Origin of the sequence: Streptomyces sp. NPDC058864, assembly GCF_042742985.1 — a bacterium.
In the GTDB taxonomy this organism is placed as follows: Bacteria; Actinomycetota; Actinomycetes; order Streptomycetales; family Streptomycetaceae; genus Actinacidiphila.
This window is the reverse complement of record NZ_JBHYMQ010000079.1, coordinates 22,593-37,517: the sequence shown is the minus strand read 5'-3', so window position 1 is coordinate 37,517 and position 14,925 is coordinate 22,593. Positions and strand designations below refer to the sequence as shown.

The window sequence follows — 14,925 nt, the reverse complement described above, 5'->3', positions numbered from 1 at the left end:
ATCCCCCCCCCCCCGGGGGGCTCCCTGCGCCCCGGGGGCCCCCGCGCGCGGGGGGGGCGGGCACCGGGGGGCCGGGTGGGGGGGGGGGGGGGGGGCGCCCCCCCCCCCCGCGCCGGGTGGGCCGCCCGGCCCACCCGGTCGGAGCACGGCCGCCGGGTGGGCCGGGTGCACGGAAGGTCAGACCGACAGCCGCTGCCCGGGGTGGATCAGGTTGGGGTCGGCGCCGATCACGGACCGGTTGACGGCGTACAGCTTCTTCCAGGTCGTCCCGTGGGCGGCCGCGATACCGCTCAGGGTGTCGCCGCCGCGGACGCTGTAGTTGCCGTGCCCCGTCGCCCGGCTCTGGCCGCGGTCGGCGTGGCCGCCGGTGCCGCGGGACTGCTTCACCGGCGCCGGCGCGGTGTGCCGCCGTGCCTTGGGCGCGGCCGGTGCGGCGCCGCGGGCGGGCGCGCTCCCGTAGGCGCCTGCACGGGCGGAGCAGGTGGGCCAGGCGCCCCAGCCCTGCGCCCGCTGCACCTTGGCGGCGACGGCGATCTGCTGCTCCCGGCTCGCCCGGTCGGCGGTCGCCGCGTACGCGGTGCCTCCGTAGGCGCGCCAGGTCCCGGCCGAGAACTGGAGTCCTCCGTAGTACCCGTTGCCGGTGTTGATGTGCCAGTTCCCGCCGCTCTCGCAGCCGGCGATGCGGTCCCAGACCCCGTTGTCGGCGGCCTTCGCGGGCCCCGCGACGGCCATGAGGGCCAGCGGGGTCAGGACGGTGACGCCGGCTACGACTGCGGACCGACGGTACTTGGCTGATACGGCCATGGAATCCCTCTCCACGGACCCGGGGTTCCCCCATGGCGCCGTACTCCTCGTACGGCACCCGACGGACGGGGTCGCCACGCATCCGGCGCGGCCTCCGTCCCCTTCGCTCGCCGACCGATGGATTTCGGATCCACGGTCACCCTCCGTGCGAGCCCTCCCGGGTGGTGCTCCCTGCACACGGCGGGCAAATCTAGGCAGGGTTGCGCTCCGTCACCAAACAAATCCCTTACGCCGCAGGCCACTTGAGGGTTACCGGGAGTAAAGACCTATTTAGGACACCGGATTGATGGTGTTTTTTTACGCCATGTCTGCACAGCGCATATGCGCCATGTGACCCGTCTCATAGGCGCGGAGGCTTCCGGGGGTGAAAGGTGGGACGAGGAGTGACCGGCTCCGCACCTCCGCTCACACTCCGCACGCGGACGAACGAGCACGCACCAAGAAGGCCGTGACTCCCGCCACAGATCGGCCGTTGTCACTATGTGCCGGGCGAGGCCCGGCAAAGGAGCCCGTAGCCGTACATTTCCAAGGAGGCTTCAGTGCCGCCCATGCTCGACGTCAGCGACGAGGTACGAGCCGAGATCGGCGATGAGGAGGCGGCACGCCTGCTGGCCGGCGACAGCGCGCCCGGCACGTACGACTGCACCTCCTGCCGCACCCCGGGGGACACCGCCACGGAGCGCACCAGCACGGTGCTGTTCGTCGGCGAGGAGACCGCCGTGCTCGCCTTCGCGCACGCGACCTGCATCCCCTCCCAGGTCGTGCCGGTCTCGGAGGAGCAACTGCAGGGAGCGGTGCAGAGCATCGCCGGCGAGGAGACGGCCGGTGCCGCCGCGGCGGCCGCCGCCCCGCGCCAGGCGGTGCTCGGCATCACCTGCGGCCTCGTCCTCATCAAGGAGGAGGTGTGCCCGGCCCTGGTCATCGAGCCCACCGGCCCGATCGCCCGCCCCGGGGACAACAGTCCCGACGACGACTTCCTGCCGATCCTCATCGAGCAGGGCTTCCTCCCCGTCAACGACCTCTCCACGCCGCCCTCCCCGCTGCCCGGCTGGTCCGTGCTGCTGGCCATGGGGCAGCTGCACGCCATCCTGCAGCCCGGCTCCGCCGGGGCGTGGTGGCAGGCCCACCAGCCGCTCGCGGTGAGCGAGGGCTGGCGCCAGGCGGTCAACAGGTCCAACGAGGTGTACGTGTACGCCGCCCCGCACGGCACCATCGGTCAGCAGCCCCGCGAGGACCTGCTGCGCGACGCCCTCGAGCGCGCCTGCGGACGCGGACTCCTCGTCGCGGCGACGATGCCCCTCTCCGGCACCTGATCCCCCGGCTCCGGCCAAAGGCGCGTACGGCTTGCCGTACGCGCCTTTGGCCTATGGCGGTGCATATGCGTGATTCATCCGTACGACCCGCATCCCCGCAGATGAAACGCTCGTTGCCACGACGTGCACACCTTTGACGCTTCCTCACGAGCCCAGTACCGGAGCCCCATTCCCCCCATGCGCACCGCGCAGGAGGCGTCCGTGAGTGAGGGCACGCCGATCTACGACGCGCTCTACTCCGAGTACCGCAGGCTCTTCCGCACCCTCCCCGGCGACCGTACCGGCGAGGAGGACCTGCAGTTCAACGGCTTCGCCGACCGCGGTGGCGCCAACTCCGCCTACCGTGCGGGCCGCCACCGCGGCGACCTCCCGGCCCTCCCCCCGGGCCTCGCCGAGAACCGGATGCACGGCGGCCTCTGACCCGCCCCGCACGACGAACCGCCCGCCCGACCGCCCCCACTGGGAAGGCGACCCGGCGGGCGGCACCATGCCCGGCCCGAACAGGGCTACTTCTTGCGACCCCGCTTCTCCCGCACCCGCACCGACACCTGAATCGGCGTCCCCGCGAACCCGAACTCCTCACGCAGCCGCCGCTCGATGAAGCGGCGGTAGCCGGCCTCCAGGAAGCCGGAGGCGAAGAGCACGAAGCGCGGGGGCTTGGTGCCGGCCTGGGTGCCGAAGAGGATGCGGGGCTGCTTGCCGCCGCGGATCGGGTGGGGGTGGGCGGCGACGAGCTCGCCCAGGAAGGCGTTGAGGCGGCCGGTGGGGACCCGGGTCTCCCAGCCCGCCAGGGCGGTCTCGATTGCCGGGACCAGCTTCTCCATGTGGCGGCCGGTGCGGGCGGAGACGTTCACCCGGGGCGCCCACTGGACCTGCACGAGGTCCTTCTCGATCTCGCGCTCGAGGTAGTAGCGCCGCTCCTCGTCCAGCAGGTCCCACTTGTTGTACGCGATGACGATGGCGCGGCCCGCCTCGACGGCCAGCGAGATGATGCGGGTGTCCTGCTCGGCGAGCGTCTCGCCGGCGTCGATCAGGACGACGGCCACCTCCGCCTTCTCCAGGGCGGCCGCGGTGCGCAGCGAGGCGTAGTAGTCGGCGCCCTCCTGGAGGTGGACGCGGCGGCGGATGCCCGCGGTGTCCACGAACTTCCAGGTCTTGCCGCCGAGCTCGATGAGCTCGTCGACCGGGTCGCGGGTCGTGCCGGCCAGTTCGTTGACGACGACGCGCTCCTCGCCGGCCACCTTGTTCAGCAGCGAGGACTTGCCGACGTTCGGGCGGCCGATCAGCGCGACCCGGCGCGGGCCGCCGATGGCGTTGGCGAAGGACTGCATCGGCGCGTCGGGGAGCGCCTCCAGCATCGCGTCCAGCAGGTCACCCGTGCCGCGGCCGTGCAGCGACGAGACCGGGAAGGGCTCGCCGAGACCGAGGTTCCACAGCATGGCGGCGTCCGCCTCGCCCGAGGGGCCGTCGACCTTGTTGGCGCACAGCACGACCGGCTTCCCGGCCTTGCGGAGCAGCTTGACGACGGCCTCGTCGGTGTCGGTCGCGCCGACCGTGGCGTCCACCACGAAGACCACCGCGTCGGCGGCCTCGATCGCGAACTCGGCCTGCGCCGCGACGGACGCGTCGATGCCGAGCACGTCCTGCTCCCAGCCGCCGGTGTCGACGATCTTGAAGCGTCGGCCGTTCCAGTCGGCCTCGTACGTGACGCGGTCGCGGGTGACGCCGGGGCGGTCCTCGACGACCGCCTCGCGGCGGCCGATGATCCGGTTCACCAGGGTCGACTTGCCGACGTTCGGCCGGCCGACGACCGCGACGACCGGCAGCGGGCCGTGGCCCGCCGCCGCGAGGTCGCCGGCGACCTCGTCGAGGTCGAAGCCCTCCTCGGCGGCGAGCTCCATGAACTCGGCGTACTCGGCGTCGTCGAGCGCGCCGACTTCGCCGTACTCGTTCTCGATGTCCATGAAAGCTTCTCCGTCGATCGTCAAATGTGCGGGGGCTTGTACGCCCCAGTGTGGATCAGGCCGCCGCTAGGAGGCGCGGCCCGTGGTGCGCCGGGCGTACTCGAGGTGGCCCGTCAGGTGCTTCTGGATGCGCACGGTGGCGGCGTCCAGCGCCGTACGGGTGCGGCGCCCGGTGCCGTCGCCGGCGTCGAAGGGGTCGCCGAAGACGACGTCGACCCGGCCGCGCACCGGCGGCAGGCCGCGGATCAGCCGTCCCGGCCGGGACGTGCCGAGGACCGCGACCGGCACTATGGGCGCGCCGGAGCGCACCGCGAAGTACGCCAGGCCCGCCCGCAGGTCGGCGAAGTCGCCCTCGCCGCGGGTGCCCTCGGGGAAGATCCCGAGCACCCCGCCGCGCTCCAGCACGCCGAGCGCGCTGGTCACCGCGGTGCGGTCGGTGGTGTGGCGGTCCACCGGGAGCTGGCCGATCCCACGCAGGAACGGGTCCAGCGGCCCGACGAACGCCTCCTTCTTGATCAGGAAGTGCACCGGGCGCGGGCAGGTGCCCATGAGCACCGGCCCGTCCACGTAGTGCGAGTGGTTCACGGCCAGGATCACCGGTCCGGCGGCGGGCAGCCGCCAGGCGCCGAGCACCCGGGGGCGCCAGAGGCTGTTGATGATCCCGATGCCGAGGCGGCGGCCGACCGCCGCGCCCTTCGGCCCCGGAACCGCGGAGGTGTCACTCACGAAGCGTCCCGCTTCTCCTCGATCAGGGTGACGACGCACTCGATGACCTGGTCGAGGGTGAGCTCGCTGGTGTCGACCTCTATGGCGTCGTCCGCCTTCGCCAGCGGGGAGGTCTTGCGGCCGGAGTCGGCCGCGTCGCGCCGCACCAGGGCCTCCCGGGTCGCCGCGAGGTCGACCTGGGCGCTGCCCGCGGCCTTCAGCTCGCCGCCGCGGCGGGCGGCGCGGGCCTCCGCGGAGGCGGTGAGGAAGATCTTGACGGTGGCGTCCGGCAGCACGGTGGTGCCGATGTCCCGGCCCTCGACGACGATCCCGGCCGGCGCGGCGGCGGCCGCGTCACGCTGCAGCCCGACCAGGCGGGTGCGCACCTCGGGCACCGCGCTGACGGCGCTGACCGCCGCGGTGACCTCCTGGGTGCGGATCGGGCCGGCGGCGTCCAGGCCGTCCACCGTGATCGTGGGCGCCGAAGGGTCGGCCCCGGACACGATCACCGGCTTCTCGGCGGCGGTCGCCACTGCGGCCGCGTCGTTCACGTCGACGCCGTTGCTCAGCATCCACCAGGTCATCGCCCGGTACTGCGCCCCGGTGTCCAGGTAGCTCAGGCCGAGCTTGGCCGCGACCGCCTTCGAAGTGCTGGACTTGCCAGTGCCCGAGGGGCCGTCGATCGCGACGATCACCGGATTCGACACAGTCGGGGGACCTTCCTTGTGCGGGGAGCAGGTACACGGCTGGCGCAATGCCATCCCCACAAGGTTACCGGCCCACCCATTCGGCTCCGTACCACGATTCCCCGGGCCGGACCCGGCCGCCCTCAGGCGCGCAGCGACCAGCCGCGCTCCCGCAGTGCCGCCGACAGACGCGCCGCCGCGGCCGGCTCCACCATCAGCTGCACCAGACCCGCCTGCTGCCCCGTCGAGTGCTCGATCCGCACGTCCTCGATGTTGACCCCCGCGGCCCCCGCGTCGGCGAAGAGCCGCGCCAGCTCCCCGGGCTGGTCGCCGATGAGGACGGCGACGACCTCGTAGGTCTTGGGGGCGGAGCCGTGCTTGCCGGGGACCTTGGCCCGGCCGGCGTTGCCGCGGCGCAGGAGGTCCTCGATGCCGGCGGCGCCGTCGCGGCGCTTGGCGTCGTCGGCGGACTGCAGGGCCCGCAGGGACTCGACGGTCTCCGTCAGATCGGCGGCGATGTCGGCGAGGACGTCGGCGACCGGGCCGGGGTTGGCGGAGAGGATGTCGATCCACATGCCGGGCTCGGAGCCCGCGACCCGGGTGACGTCGCGGATGCCCTGGCCGCACAGGCGCACCGAGCTCTCCTCGGCGTGCTGCAGGCGTGCCGCGACCATGCTGGAGACGAGCTGCGGGGTGTGCGAGACGAGGGCGACGGCGCGGTCGTGGGCGTCGGCGTCCATGACGACCGGGACGGCGCGGCAGAGCGCGACCAGCTCCAGCGCGAGGTTGAGCACCTCGGTCTCGGTGACGGGGGTCGGGGTGAGCACCCAGGGGCGGCCCTCGAAGAGGTCGGCGGTCGCGGCCAGCGGGCCCGAGCGCTCGCGGCCGGACATGGGGTGGGTGCCGATGTACGAGGTCAGGTCGCAGCCGAGCGCCTCCAGGTCGCGGCGCGGTCCGGCCTTGACGCTAGCGACGTCGAGGTAACCGCGGGCGAGCCCGCGCCGCTGGGCGTCGGCGACGGTCGCGGCCACGAGGGCCGGCGGCACGGCGACGATCGCGAGGTCGACGCGGCCGGACGGGGGCTCGTCGGTGCCGGCGCCCAGCGCCGCCGCGGTGCGCACCACGCCGGGGTCGTGGTCCTCCAGGTGGACCTCGACGCCGCGCGCGGCGAGCGCGAGGGCGGCGGAGGTGCCGATGAGGCCGGTGCCGATGACGAGGGCGGTCCTCACTGGGCGATGTCCTTGCGGAGGGCTGCCGCGGCGCCGAGGTAGACGTGGGAGATCTCGCCCTTCGACAGCTCGGACTCGACGTGGGCGAGGATGCGCACGATCCGCGGCATGGCTCCGGCGATGTCGAGTTCCTGCGCGCAGATCAGCGGCACGTCGGTGATGCCGAGCTTGCGCGCGGCGACCGCGGGGAAGTCGCTGTGGAGGTCCGGGGTGGCGGTGAACCAGACGCTGATCAGGTCGTCCACCTCGATGCCGTTGCGCTCCAGGATGGCGGTGAGCAGCTCGGCGACCTGCTCGTGCATGTGTTCCGCCTCGTCCCGCTCCAGCTGGACGGCTCCGCGGACCGCTCGTACCGCCACGTCATCGCTCCCTGTGTTGCTGCGCGCACGTACCTGGTCAGCGTAGTCGTGGTGGACGGGGTACGGCGGACACGCCCGCCCTGCGAGACGCAAGGGGTACTGCGGTACACCATGAAGCATGATCTTCCACCTGGTTCCGCTGGACGACTGGCTGCGCGACCCGGACCGTCCGTACGCGCCCTCGTCGCTCGCCGAGGACGGGTTCGTGCACTGCGCGCCCGACGAGGCGGTGGCGCTCGCCGTCGCCGACGCCTTCTACCGGGACACCCCGGGCCCGCTGATGGTGCTGCTGATCGACGAGGAGGCCCTGGAGGCCCGTGTGCTGTGGGAGGACGCCGATCCCGTGCCGCCGCCGGGCGTGCCGGTGGAGACCCGCTTCCCGCACGTGTACGGGCGCGTCAACCGCAGCGCGGTGGTCGGGATGCTGGAGGTGCAGCGGGACGCGGAGGGCCGCGCGGTGGCGCTGGCGGTGTGGTCGTGAGCGCCGTTTTGTCCTGACACGCCCCTGGACGGCGGGGCGGCCGTCCGGTTCGATGGTGGCCTGACCGCGCGGCCTCGGGGGAGGCGGACATGCAGCGTTCCGGACCGCTCCACACGCTCCTGGCGGGGCTGGTGCTCGCCCTGATCATGCTGTCGCTCAACGCGACGACGGAACCGCCGGCGGCGGACGCCAAAGGGGACGCCCCGCCGTCCTCGGCGGGGCCCTCCCTGGCCTCCCCGGCCCCCTCTGCGCCGTCGCCCGCCCCCTCCCCCACGAGCAGTGCGCCGGGCGCGGAGCCGAGCACGGCCCCGCGCCCCGACGCGGACTACGCGGGCCGCACCGGCGACGGCGTGGCGGGCGTCGCGATCGCGTTGCGCGACGGCGACGCCGTCGCGTACGTCTGCGACGGGCGCACCAAGGAGGCCTGGCTGCGCGGCGAGGTCCGGGAGGACGGCGGCATGCGGCTGACCGGCGACCGCGGCGCGCGGCTGGAGGGCACCCTGGAGGGCGGCCGTGTCACCGGCGAGGTGCGGTTGAACGGGCTGCAGCAGCCCTTCACCGCGCGGCACGCGGTCAAGCCGTCCGGTCTGTACCGGGCGACGGCCTCGGTGCGCGGCGCGCGGGTCGTCGGCGGCTGGATCGTGCTGCCGAACGGCAAGCAGGTGGGCATCGTCTCGCGCGACGGCGAACCGTCGGCCGCCCCCGCCATCGACCCCGCCACGGGCGCCGTGACCGTCGACGGCACGGCGCTCACCGCACAACCGATCCCCTGACCGTCCGCCCGCAGGCAGGAGCAGGAGAGCACCGTGAACGTGGACCCGAACGCCGCCACCACGTCCTTCCCGGCCCCGTCACCGCGCCCCCGGCCGCGGGTGGCCGTGTTCCTCGTCCCCGCGCTCGCCGCCGCGGCGGTCGCCGTCACCCTCGGCGCGTACGGCAGGGTGCACGACCCGGCCGGCACCGCCTTCAACCTGGCCGGTTTCTCCAGCACGGGCGCGGTCAAGTCCTGGCTCGCCACCGCCGCCTTCGCCTTCGCCCTGGTGCAGGCGGCCTCGGCGCTGGTGATGTACGGAAAGGTGCCGGGCGTCCGCGCCCCCTCCTGGACCGGCGGGCTGCACCGCTGGTCGGGCCGGGTCGCGTTCCTGCTGACCGTCCCGGTCGCCGTGCACTGCCTCTACGCGTTGGGCTATCAGACGTACAGCGGTCGCGTGTTGTGGCACTCGCTGGTCGGGTGCTTCTTTTTCGGGACATTCACCGCAAAGATGCTGCTGCTGCGGACCGAGCGACTGCCGGACCGGCTGCTGCCGTTCGTCGGCGGGCTGGTCTTCACGGCGCTGACGGTGCTGTGGCTGACGTCCGCGTTGTGGTTCTTCCGAACGGTCGGGGTGACGACATGAAACGACGCATCGTGCTGCTGTCCACGGCGGCGCTTGCGGGATGCAGCAAGTACGGCGAGCAGAGCGCGCCACAGGCGGCGGCGACCTCGGCGCCCCCGGCCTCGGAGCCCGCCGCCGCGCCGGCCTCCGAACCGGCCTCGGCGACCGCGTCGCCGGCGGCCTCCCCGGCGGCGACCCCGGGAGAGGTGCTGGTGAAGACGGCCGACGTCCCCGTCGGCGGTGGCACGGTGATCACGGACAAGAAGATCGTGGTGACCCAGCCCCAGGCCGGCGAGTTCAAGGCCTTCTCCGCCGTCTGCACCCACCAGGGCTGCATCGTGAACACCGTCTCCGACGGCACGATCAACTGCCCCTGCCACGGCAGCAAGTTCCGCATCACCGACGCCGCGGTGGTCGCCGGACCGGCCCGGAAACCGCTCCCCTCGGAGGCGATCACCGAAAAAGGCGGCGAGATCCTCCTCGCGTAACCCGTACGATCCCGGTCCATGCGCGACCACGACCTCGTACGCCATCACACCGTCTACGCCTGTGTGATGGGCTCGCGCGCCTTCGGGCTGGCCACGGACGACAGCGACACCGACCGCCGCGGGGTGTACGTCGCGCCCACCCCGCTCTTCTGGCGTTTCGCCAAGCCGCCCCGTCACGTGGACGGCCCGGAGCGCGAGCAGTTCTCCTGGGAGCTGGAGCGGTTCTGCGAGCTGGCCCTGCGCGCCAACCCCAACGTCCTGGAGTGCCTCCACTCCCCGCTCGTCGAACACGTGGACGACACCGGGAAGGAACTGCTCGCCCTGCGGGGCGCCTTCCTGTCCCGGCACGTCCACGAGAGCTTCGTCCGCTACGCCACGGGCCAGCTGCGCAAGCTGGAAGCCGACGTCCGCACGCACGGCGCGCCCCGCTGGAAGCACGCCATGCACCTGCTGCGGCTGCTCATCAGCGCCCGCGACCTGCTGCGCACCGGCGAGCTGCGCATCGAGGTCGGCGACCACCGCGAACGGCTGCTGGCCGTCAAGCGGGGCGAGGCCGGCTGGCCCGAGACGGAGTCCTGGATGCTCCGGCTGCACGAGGAGGCCGGGGCCGCCGCCTCGCGCAGCCCGCTCCCGGTCGAGCCGGACCGGGCCCGGGTCGAGGACTTCCTGTTCCGGGTCCGGCGGGCGTCAGCCGGTGCCGCCGTCCCAGAGGGCGCCGAGGGCGAGTAGTTCGTCACGGTGCTCGAGCCGCTCCACCCAGGCGTCCGGCCAGGCCGCCAGGCCGTGGTGCGCGCCGGCGAAGGCGCCCGTCAGGCAGGCGATGGAGTCGGAGTCCCCGGAGGAGCACGCCGCCCGGCGCACCGCGGTGACGGGCTCGTCGGGGAAGAGCAGGAAGCACAGCAGGCCGGTCGCCAAGGCCTCCTCCGCGATCCAGCCGGCGCCCGTGGCCAGGCACGGGTCGGCCTCCCGGTCGGGCGCCGCGAGCGCCGCGTCGAGGCGGTCGAGCACCCCGAGGCACTCGTCCCAGCCGCGGCGGACGAAGGAAAGCGGGCCGTGGTCATGGGCGCGCAGCCACAGGTCCCCGAGCCACCACTCGTGGTAGGTGTCGCGCTGCTCCGTCGCGTAGCGGCGCAGCAGACGGGTCAGTTCCCCCGGGGCCGTGCCCTGCGCGAGCAGGTGGACGGCGTGCGCGGTGAGGTCGGAGGCCGCGAGTGCCGTGGGGTGCCCGTGGGTGAGCGCGGACTGCAGCTGCGCCGCCCCGGCCCGTTCGTCGGCGCGCAGCCCGGGGACGAGGCCGACCGGGGCGACCCGCATGTTCGCGCCGCAGCCCTTGGAGCCGGTCTGGCTGGCCTCCTGCCACGGCCGGTCCGGGTGGTCCAGCTTCGCGCAGGCGACCAGGCAGGTGCGGCCGGGGGCGCGGTTGTTGTCGGGCGAGTGGTACCAGTCCACGTACTCCTCGCGCACCGGGCGGGCGAGCCGGGACGGCGTGAGCGGGCCGCGCTCCAGGGCCGTGCGCAGCCCGCGTGCCAGGGCGAGGGTCATCTGCGTGTCGTCGGTGACGAAGGCCGGGCGGGGCAGTTCCATCTCCCGCCACGGGCCGCACTTGGCGAGGATCGACGGGACGTCGTTGAACTCCGTGGGGAAACCGAGCGCGTCACCGATCGCCAGCCCCGTCATCGCCCCCGCCGCGGCCCGGCGCCCGGTCACGTCCGGCCTCACGCCGCGGCCACCCGGGTGCGGACGACCAGGTCGTGGAGGGCGTCGTAGGCCGTCGGCTCACCGGGCAGCCGGGTGTCGCGCTGCGCGTCGTCCAGGGCCGCGTGCAGGACGTCGACGTCGGCCCGGACGCGGCGCGGGTCGAGGTCCATGGCGAGTCCGTGCTCGGCGACGGCCTTCTCGTGGATGAGTTCGCGGACGTAGCCGGGCGCGGTGACGTGCTCCAGCAGCGTCGGCAGATGCGCCTCGACGGTGCCGGTGCGCATCAGGTGGATGCCGGTCAGCAGCACCCGGAAGGTGTAGAGCAGCGGCTTGAGTTCGCCGGTCTTCTCGTACAGCTCCCACTGGGTACGGGCGAAGCCCCGGTAGTGGTGGGCGTGGTGGCCCGTGATGACGCCGGGCGCCAGGTCGACCAGTTGGGCGTGGACGCCGCTGGTGTGCACCACGAGCGGGGACAGCAGCTGCTCCAGCACGTAGCCGTTGCGCCGCAGCATGAGCCGGGTGAACTTCAGCAGGTCGTGGGTGACCAGGTCGAGGTCGAGGCCGTCCTGCTCCCACATGCGGGTCTGGGTCTCCTCGCCCTCCCGCAGCCCGATCAGGTCGGACAGCGGGAGGAGGTGGACGCCGCGCAGGTCCACGTCGGAGTCGCGGGACGGGAAGCCGTACAGGTGCGCACCGGAGACGGTGGCGAACAGCAACGGGTGTCCCTGCTGGGCGAGGACCGGGGTGAGTTCGGGCAGCCCGGCCCCGCGCAGACGTTCGGCGTGGATGGTCATTGCGCCATCCTTCCCGGAACGGCCGCCTCCGGGAAAGTCCTTATCCCGTGGGAAGCCGGTCGGAAGGCCGGTCGGAAGGCCGGTCCGGTACAGGACGCGGACCGGCGCCGCCGGCGGGGGCGGGACGACTCAGAGGTCGACCTCGCGCATCAGCATGCCCACCTCGGTGTTGGTGAGCCGCCGCAGCCAGCCCGACTTCTGGTCGCCGAGCGCGATCGGGCCGAAGCTGGTGCGGACCAGCTTGTCGACCGGGAAGCCAGCCTCGGCCAGCATGCGGCGCACGATGTGCTTGCGGCCCTCGTGCAGGGTGACCTCGACCAGGTAGTTCTTGCCCGTCTGCTGCACGACGCGGAAGCTGTCGGCGCGGGCGTAGCCGTCCTCCAGCTGGATGCCGTTCTTCAGCTGCTTGCCGATGTCGCGCGGCAGCACACCGCTGATCGCGGCGAGGTAGGTCTTCTGCACGCCGTAGCGGGGGTGGGTGAGACGGTGGGCCAGCTCGCCGTGGTTGGTGAGCAGGATGATGCCCTCGGTCTCGGTGTCCAGCCGCCCGACGTGGAAGAGCCGGGTCTCACGGTTGGTGACGTAGTCGCCGAGGCACTGGCGGCCCTCGGGGTCCTCCATCGTGGACACGACGCCGGCCGGCTTGTTCAGGGCGAAGAACAGGTACGACTGCGTGGCGACGGTCAGCCCGTCGACGCGCACCTCGTCCTTGTCGGGGTTCACCCGCAGGCCCTGCTCGGTGACGATCTTGCCGTTCACCTCGACACGGCGCTGCTCGATCAGCTCCTCGCACGCGCGGCGCGAGCCCATGCCCGCCCGGGCCAGCACCTTCTGCAGGCGCTCGCCCTCCTGCTCGGCGCCGGGGAAGGTCTTCGGCAGGTTCAGCTTGGGCTTGCTGTGCCGCTCGCGGTTGCGCTCCTCGATCTGGGCGTCCAGCTCGCGCGGGCGCGCGGGCACGGACTTGCGGGGCTTGCCGGACCCGCCGCCCGGCTTGCCGCCGGTGCCGCGCCTGGCGCCTCCGCCTGCCCCGCCCGCTCCGCCGGGCCCGCCGGAGCTGCCGCCGACGTCGTAGCGGCGCTCCTCCGGACGGGGCCGGCCCGCGCGCTTCTGCTGGTCGCCGCGCTGCCCCCCGGTCCTCGACCGGGAGCCGCCCCCATCGGCACCCCGGGAGTTCCGGTTGCCGTCACTGTTCCTGCCGCTGCCGCTACTGCTTCGCATCAACTGTCCGTCGTCGAGTCCGGGTCGAATGAGGGGACGCCCTCCAGGGAGTCCGCCTCGACGGCGTCCGCCTCCGGGAGGAACGGGGCGAGCTCGGGCAGCTCGTCCAGGCCGCGCAGGCCCATCCGCTCCAGGAAGTAGTTCGTCGTCCTGTACAGGATCGCACCTGTCTCGGCTTCCGTCCCACACTCCTCCACCAGACCCCGCTGCAGAAGGGTGCGCATCACGCCGTCGCAGTTGACCCCGCGCACCGCCGAGACCCGGGACCGGCTGACCGGCTGCCGGTACGCGACGACCGCCAGCGTCTCCAGCGCGGCCTGGGTGAGCCGGGCCTGCTGGCCGTCCAGGACGAACTTCTCCACGGCCGCGGCGTAGGCGGGCCGGGTGTAGAAGCGCCAGCCGCCCGCGATCAGCCGCAGGTCGAAGCCGCGGCCCTGCGCGGCGTACTCCTCCGCGAGGTCGTGGAGCGCAAGGGCGATCTCCCGGCGCGGGCGCTCCAGCACCTTCGACAGGGTCTCCTCGGTGACGGGCTCGTCCACGACCATCAGGACCGCCTCCAGGGCGGGGCGCAGCTCCAGCTCCGCCACGGTCAGCAGCCCCGCGGGGGCGCCCTCCGCCCGCTCGCCGGTGCCCTCGATCACCTCGGACGCCTCGGATGCCACCTCGGTCACTCCGGTCACCTCCGTCACGTCAGCCATCCTTCCCGTCCTTCGCGGCGGCGGGCACCTGGTCGAATTCGTCGGTGACCAGTGGCTGCTCCGGTGCCGCCGCGCCGCCCGTCCAGCGGACCTGGAGCGTACCCAGGGCCTCCTCCTGGTCGAGCGCGACCGCCTTCTCCCGGTACAGCTCCAGCAGGGCCAGGAAACGCGCCACGACCGTCAGGGTGTCGGGGGCGTCGAAGGTGAGTTCCCGGAAGCTCGCCTCGCCGCGCTCGCGCAGCATCGCGATGACGTGCTCGGCCTGCTCGCGGACGCTCACCAGCGGCGCGTGGATGTGGTCCACGTACACCTGCGGCTTGGGCTTCGGCTGCATCGCCTTGACGGCGAGCTGCGCGAAGCGTTCCGGCCCGATGCTCAGCACCACCTCGGGCAGCAGCTCGGCGTGCTGCGGCTCCAGCCCCACGGTGCGGGGGTGGTGCAGCGCCTCGGCCTCCAGGCGCTCGGCGAAGATCGCGGCGATCTCCTTGTACGCGCGGTACTGGAGCAGCCGGGCGAAGAGCAGGTCCCGGGCCTCCAGCAGGGCGAGGTCCTCCTCGTCCTCCACCTCGGCGGCGGGCAGCAGGCGTGCGGCCTTCAGGTCCAGCAGGGTGGCGGCGACGACCAGGAACTCCGTGGTCTGGTCCAGGTCCCAGTCCGGGCCCATGGCACGGATGTGCGCCATGAACTCGTCCGTCACCTTGGACAGGGCGACCTCGGTGACGTCGAGCTTGTGCTTGGAGATCAGCTGCAGCAGCAGATCGAAGGGGCCCTCGAAGTTCGCCAGCCGGACGGTGAACCGGCCGTCCTTCGCGGCGGCGCCGTCCTCGCCCTCCGGCGCGGGCACGTCGTCCACCGCCTCCGGCGCGGGCGGCGGGTCTTCGGCGGCCGGCGGCCCCTCGGGCTCCGGGGCGGTCTCCGCCACGGCTACTGCGGCGGCGGCCGGCGGCACCGCGGGCACGGTGTGGCCGAACTCACCGGCCTCCCCACTCGCGCCCGGCCCGTCCACGCCTTCGTCGGCCACGGCCGGGGGCGGCACGGGGCTCGCGCCCGGACCGCGGCCGAGGAGGCGGCGGGAGCGCTGCGGGCTGGCGGTGTCGTCGGGGGGCATGGGG

Annotated in this window: 18 protein-coding genes; 7 read left to right on the top strand and 11 right to left on the bottom strand. The window is 73.4% G+C overall.

From position 1 onward, the window contains the following. Positions 1-177 precede the first annotated feature (177 nt). Positions 178-804, bottom strand: coding sequence for a LysM peptidoglycan-binding domain-containing protein (locus tag ACFW3D_RS36390; protein ID WP_500511901.1), 627 nt, complete (start codon positions 802-804; stop codon positions 178-180). 539 nt (positions 805-1,343) lie between these two features. Between ACFW3D_RS36390 and ACFW3D_RS36385 the strand changes: the two genes are divergently transcribed. Both ACFW3D_RS36385 and ACFW3D_RS36380 read left to right on the top strand, forming a co-directional pair. After that, entirely contained in the window at positions 1,344-2,117 is a 774-nt protein-coding gene (locus ACFW3D_RS36385) for a DUF8842 C-terminal domain-containing protein (protein WP_500511900.1), read from the top strand. Positions 2,118-2,318: 201 nt separating this feature from the next. Then, a complete protein-coding gene (locus ACFW3D_RS36380) occupies positions 2,319-2,537 on the top strand; it encodes a hypothetical protein (RefSeq protein ID WP_500511898.1) in 219 nt (72 codons plus the stop codon). Between the two features lie 86 nt (positions 2,538-2,623). Here the strand turns inward: ACFW3D_RS36380 and der are convergent, their stop codons facing one another. From der to aroH, 5 genes are all read right to left on the bottom strand, one after another. Then, positions 2,624-4,081, bottom strand: a complete 1,458-nt coding sequence (gene der / locus ACFW3D_RS36375; protein WP_500511896.1) for a ribosome biogenesis GTPase Der — start codon at positions 4,079-4,081, stop codon at positions 2,624-2,626. 66 nt (positions 4,082-4,147) lie between these two features. After that, complete coding sequence (locus tag ACFW3D_RS36370) at positions 4,148-4,846, bottom strand: lysophospholipid acyltransferase family protein (RefSeq protein WP_500511894.1); 699 nt, start codon at positions 4,844-4,846, stop codon at positions 4,148-4,150. Continuing rightward, entirely contained in the window at positions 4,804-5,547 is a 744-nt protein-coding gene (gene cmk / locus ACFW3D_RS36365; RefSeq protein ID WP_500511892.1) for a (d)CMP kinase, read from the bottom strand. The genes ACFW3D_RS36370 and cmk overlap by 43 nt, the downstream gene beginning before the upstream one ends. Before the next feature lie 68 nt (positions 5,548-5,615). Further along, complete coding sequence (locus ACFW3D_RS36360) at positions 5,616-6,701, bottom strand: prephenate dehydrogenase (protein ID WP_500511890.1); 1,086 nt, start codon at positions 6,699-6,701, stop codon at positions 5,616-5,618. After that, the gene (gene aroH, locus ACFW3D_RS36355) at positions 6,698-7,060 is read right to left on the bottom strand and encodes a chorismate mutase (RefSeq protein ID WP_500511888.1); all 363 of its coding nucleotides are present in this window, start codon (positions 7,058-7,060) and stop codon (positions 6,698-6,700) included. The genes ACFW3D_RS36360 and aroH overlap by 4 nt, the downstream gene beginning before the upstream one ends. Positions 7,061-7,178: 118 nt before the next feature. Here aroH and ACFW3D_RS36350 point away from each other — a divergent pair, with 118 nt between their 5' ends. The 5 genes from ACFW3D_RS36350 (at position 7,179) to ACFW3D_RS36330 (ending at position 10,134) form a co-directional block, all read left to right on the top strand. After that, positions 7,179-7,541 (top strand): DUF952 domain-containing protein, encoded by a 363-nt coding sequence (locus tag ACFW3D_RS36350; protein ID WP_500511886.1) that lies wholly within the window; start codon positions 7,179-7,181, stop codon positions 7,539-7,541. 89 nt (positions 7,542-7,630) lie between these two features. Then, on the top strand, positions 7,631-8,314 hold the full coding sequence (locus ACFW3D_RS36345; protein ID WP_500511884.1) for a hypothetical protein: 684 nt from the start codon (positions 7,631-7,633) through the stop codon (positions 8,312-8,314). Between the two features lie 33 nt (positions 8,315-8,347). Further along, entirely contained in the window at positions 8,348-8,938 is a 591-nt protein-coding gene (locus ACFW3D_RS36340) for a DUF6529 family protein (RefSeq protein ID WP_500511882.1), read from the top strand. Beyond that, positions 8,935-9,405 (top strand): Rieske (2Fe-2S) protein, encoded by a 471-nt coding sequence (locus ACFW3D_RS36335; protein ID WP_500511880.1) that lies wholly within the window; start codon positions 8,935-8,937, stop codon positions 9,403-9,405. The genes ACFW3D_RS36340 and ACFW3D_RS36335 overlap by 4 nt, the downstream gene beginning before the upstream one ends. An 18-nt stretch (positions 9,406-9,423) precedes the next feature. Next, positions 9,424-10,134, top strand: coding sequence for a nucleotidyltransferase domain-containing protein (locus ACFW3D_RS36330; RefSeq protein WP_500511878.1), 711 nt, complete (start codon positions 9,424-9,426; stop codon positions 10,132-10,134). On the opposite strand, the gene ACFW3D_RS36325 is transcribed toward ACFW3D_RS36330, so the two are convergent. From ACFW3D_RS36325 to ACFW3D_RS36305, 5 genes are all read right to left on the bottom strand, one after another. Continuing rightward, a complete protein-coding gene (locus tag ACFW3D_RS36325) occupies positions 10,093-11,082 on the bottom strand; it encodes an ADP-ribosylglycohydrolase family protein (protein ID WP_500511907.1) in 990 nt (329 codons plus the stop codon). The two genes, ACFW3D_RS36330 and ACFW3D_RS36325, sit on opposite strands and share 42 nt — an antisense overlap. Positions 11,083-11,120: 38 nt before the next feature. Continuing rightward, positions 11,121-11,897 (bottom strand): nucleotidyltransferase domain-containing protein, encoded by a 777-nt coding sequence (locus tag ACFW3D_RS36320; RefSeq protein WP_500511876.1) that lies wholly within the window; start codon positions 11,895-11,897, stop codon positions 11,121-11,123. A gap of 129 nt (positions 11,898-12,026) precedes the next feature. Next, entirely contained in the window at positions 12,027-13,115 is a 1,089-nt protein-coding gene (locus tag ACFW3D_RS36315; RefSeq protein WP_500511874.1) for a pseudouridine synthase, read from the bottom strand. Continuing rightward, positions 13,115-13,813, bottom strand: coding sequence for an SMC-Scp complex subunit ScpB (gene scpB, locus ACFW3D_RS36310; protein ID WP_500511872.1), 699 nt, complete (start codon positions 13,811-13,813; stop codon positions 13,115-13,117). The genes ACFW3D_RS36315 and scpB overlap by 1 nt, the downstream gene beginning before the upstream one ends. Beyond that, positions 13,806-14,921 (bottom strand): segregation and condensation protein A, encoded by a 1,116-nt coding sequence (locus tag ACFW3D_RS36305; protein ID WP_500511870.1) that lies wholly within the window; start codon positions 14,919-14,921, stop codon positions 13,806-13,808. Before ACFW3D_RS36305 ends, scpB begins: the two co-directional genes overlap by 8 nt. Between the last annotated feature and the right edge of the window lie 4 nt (positions 14,922-14,925).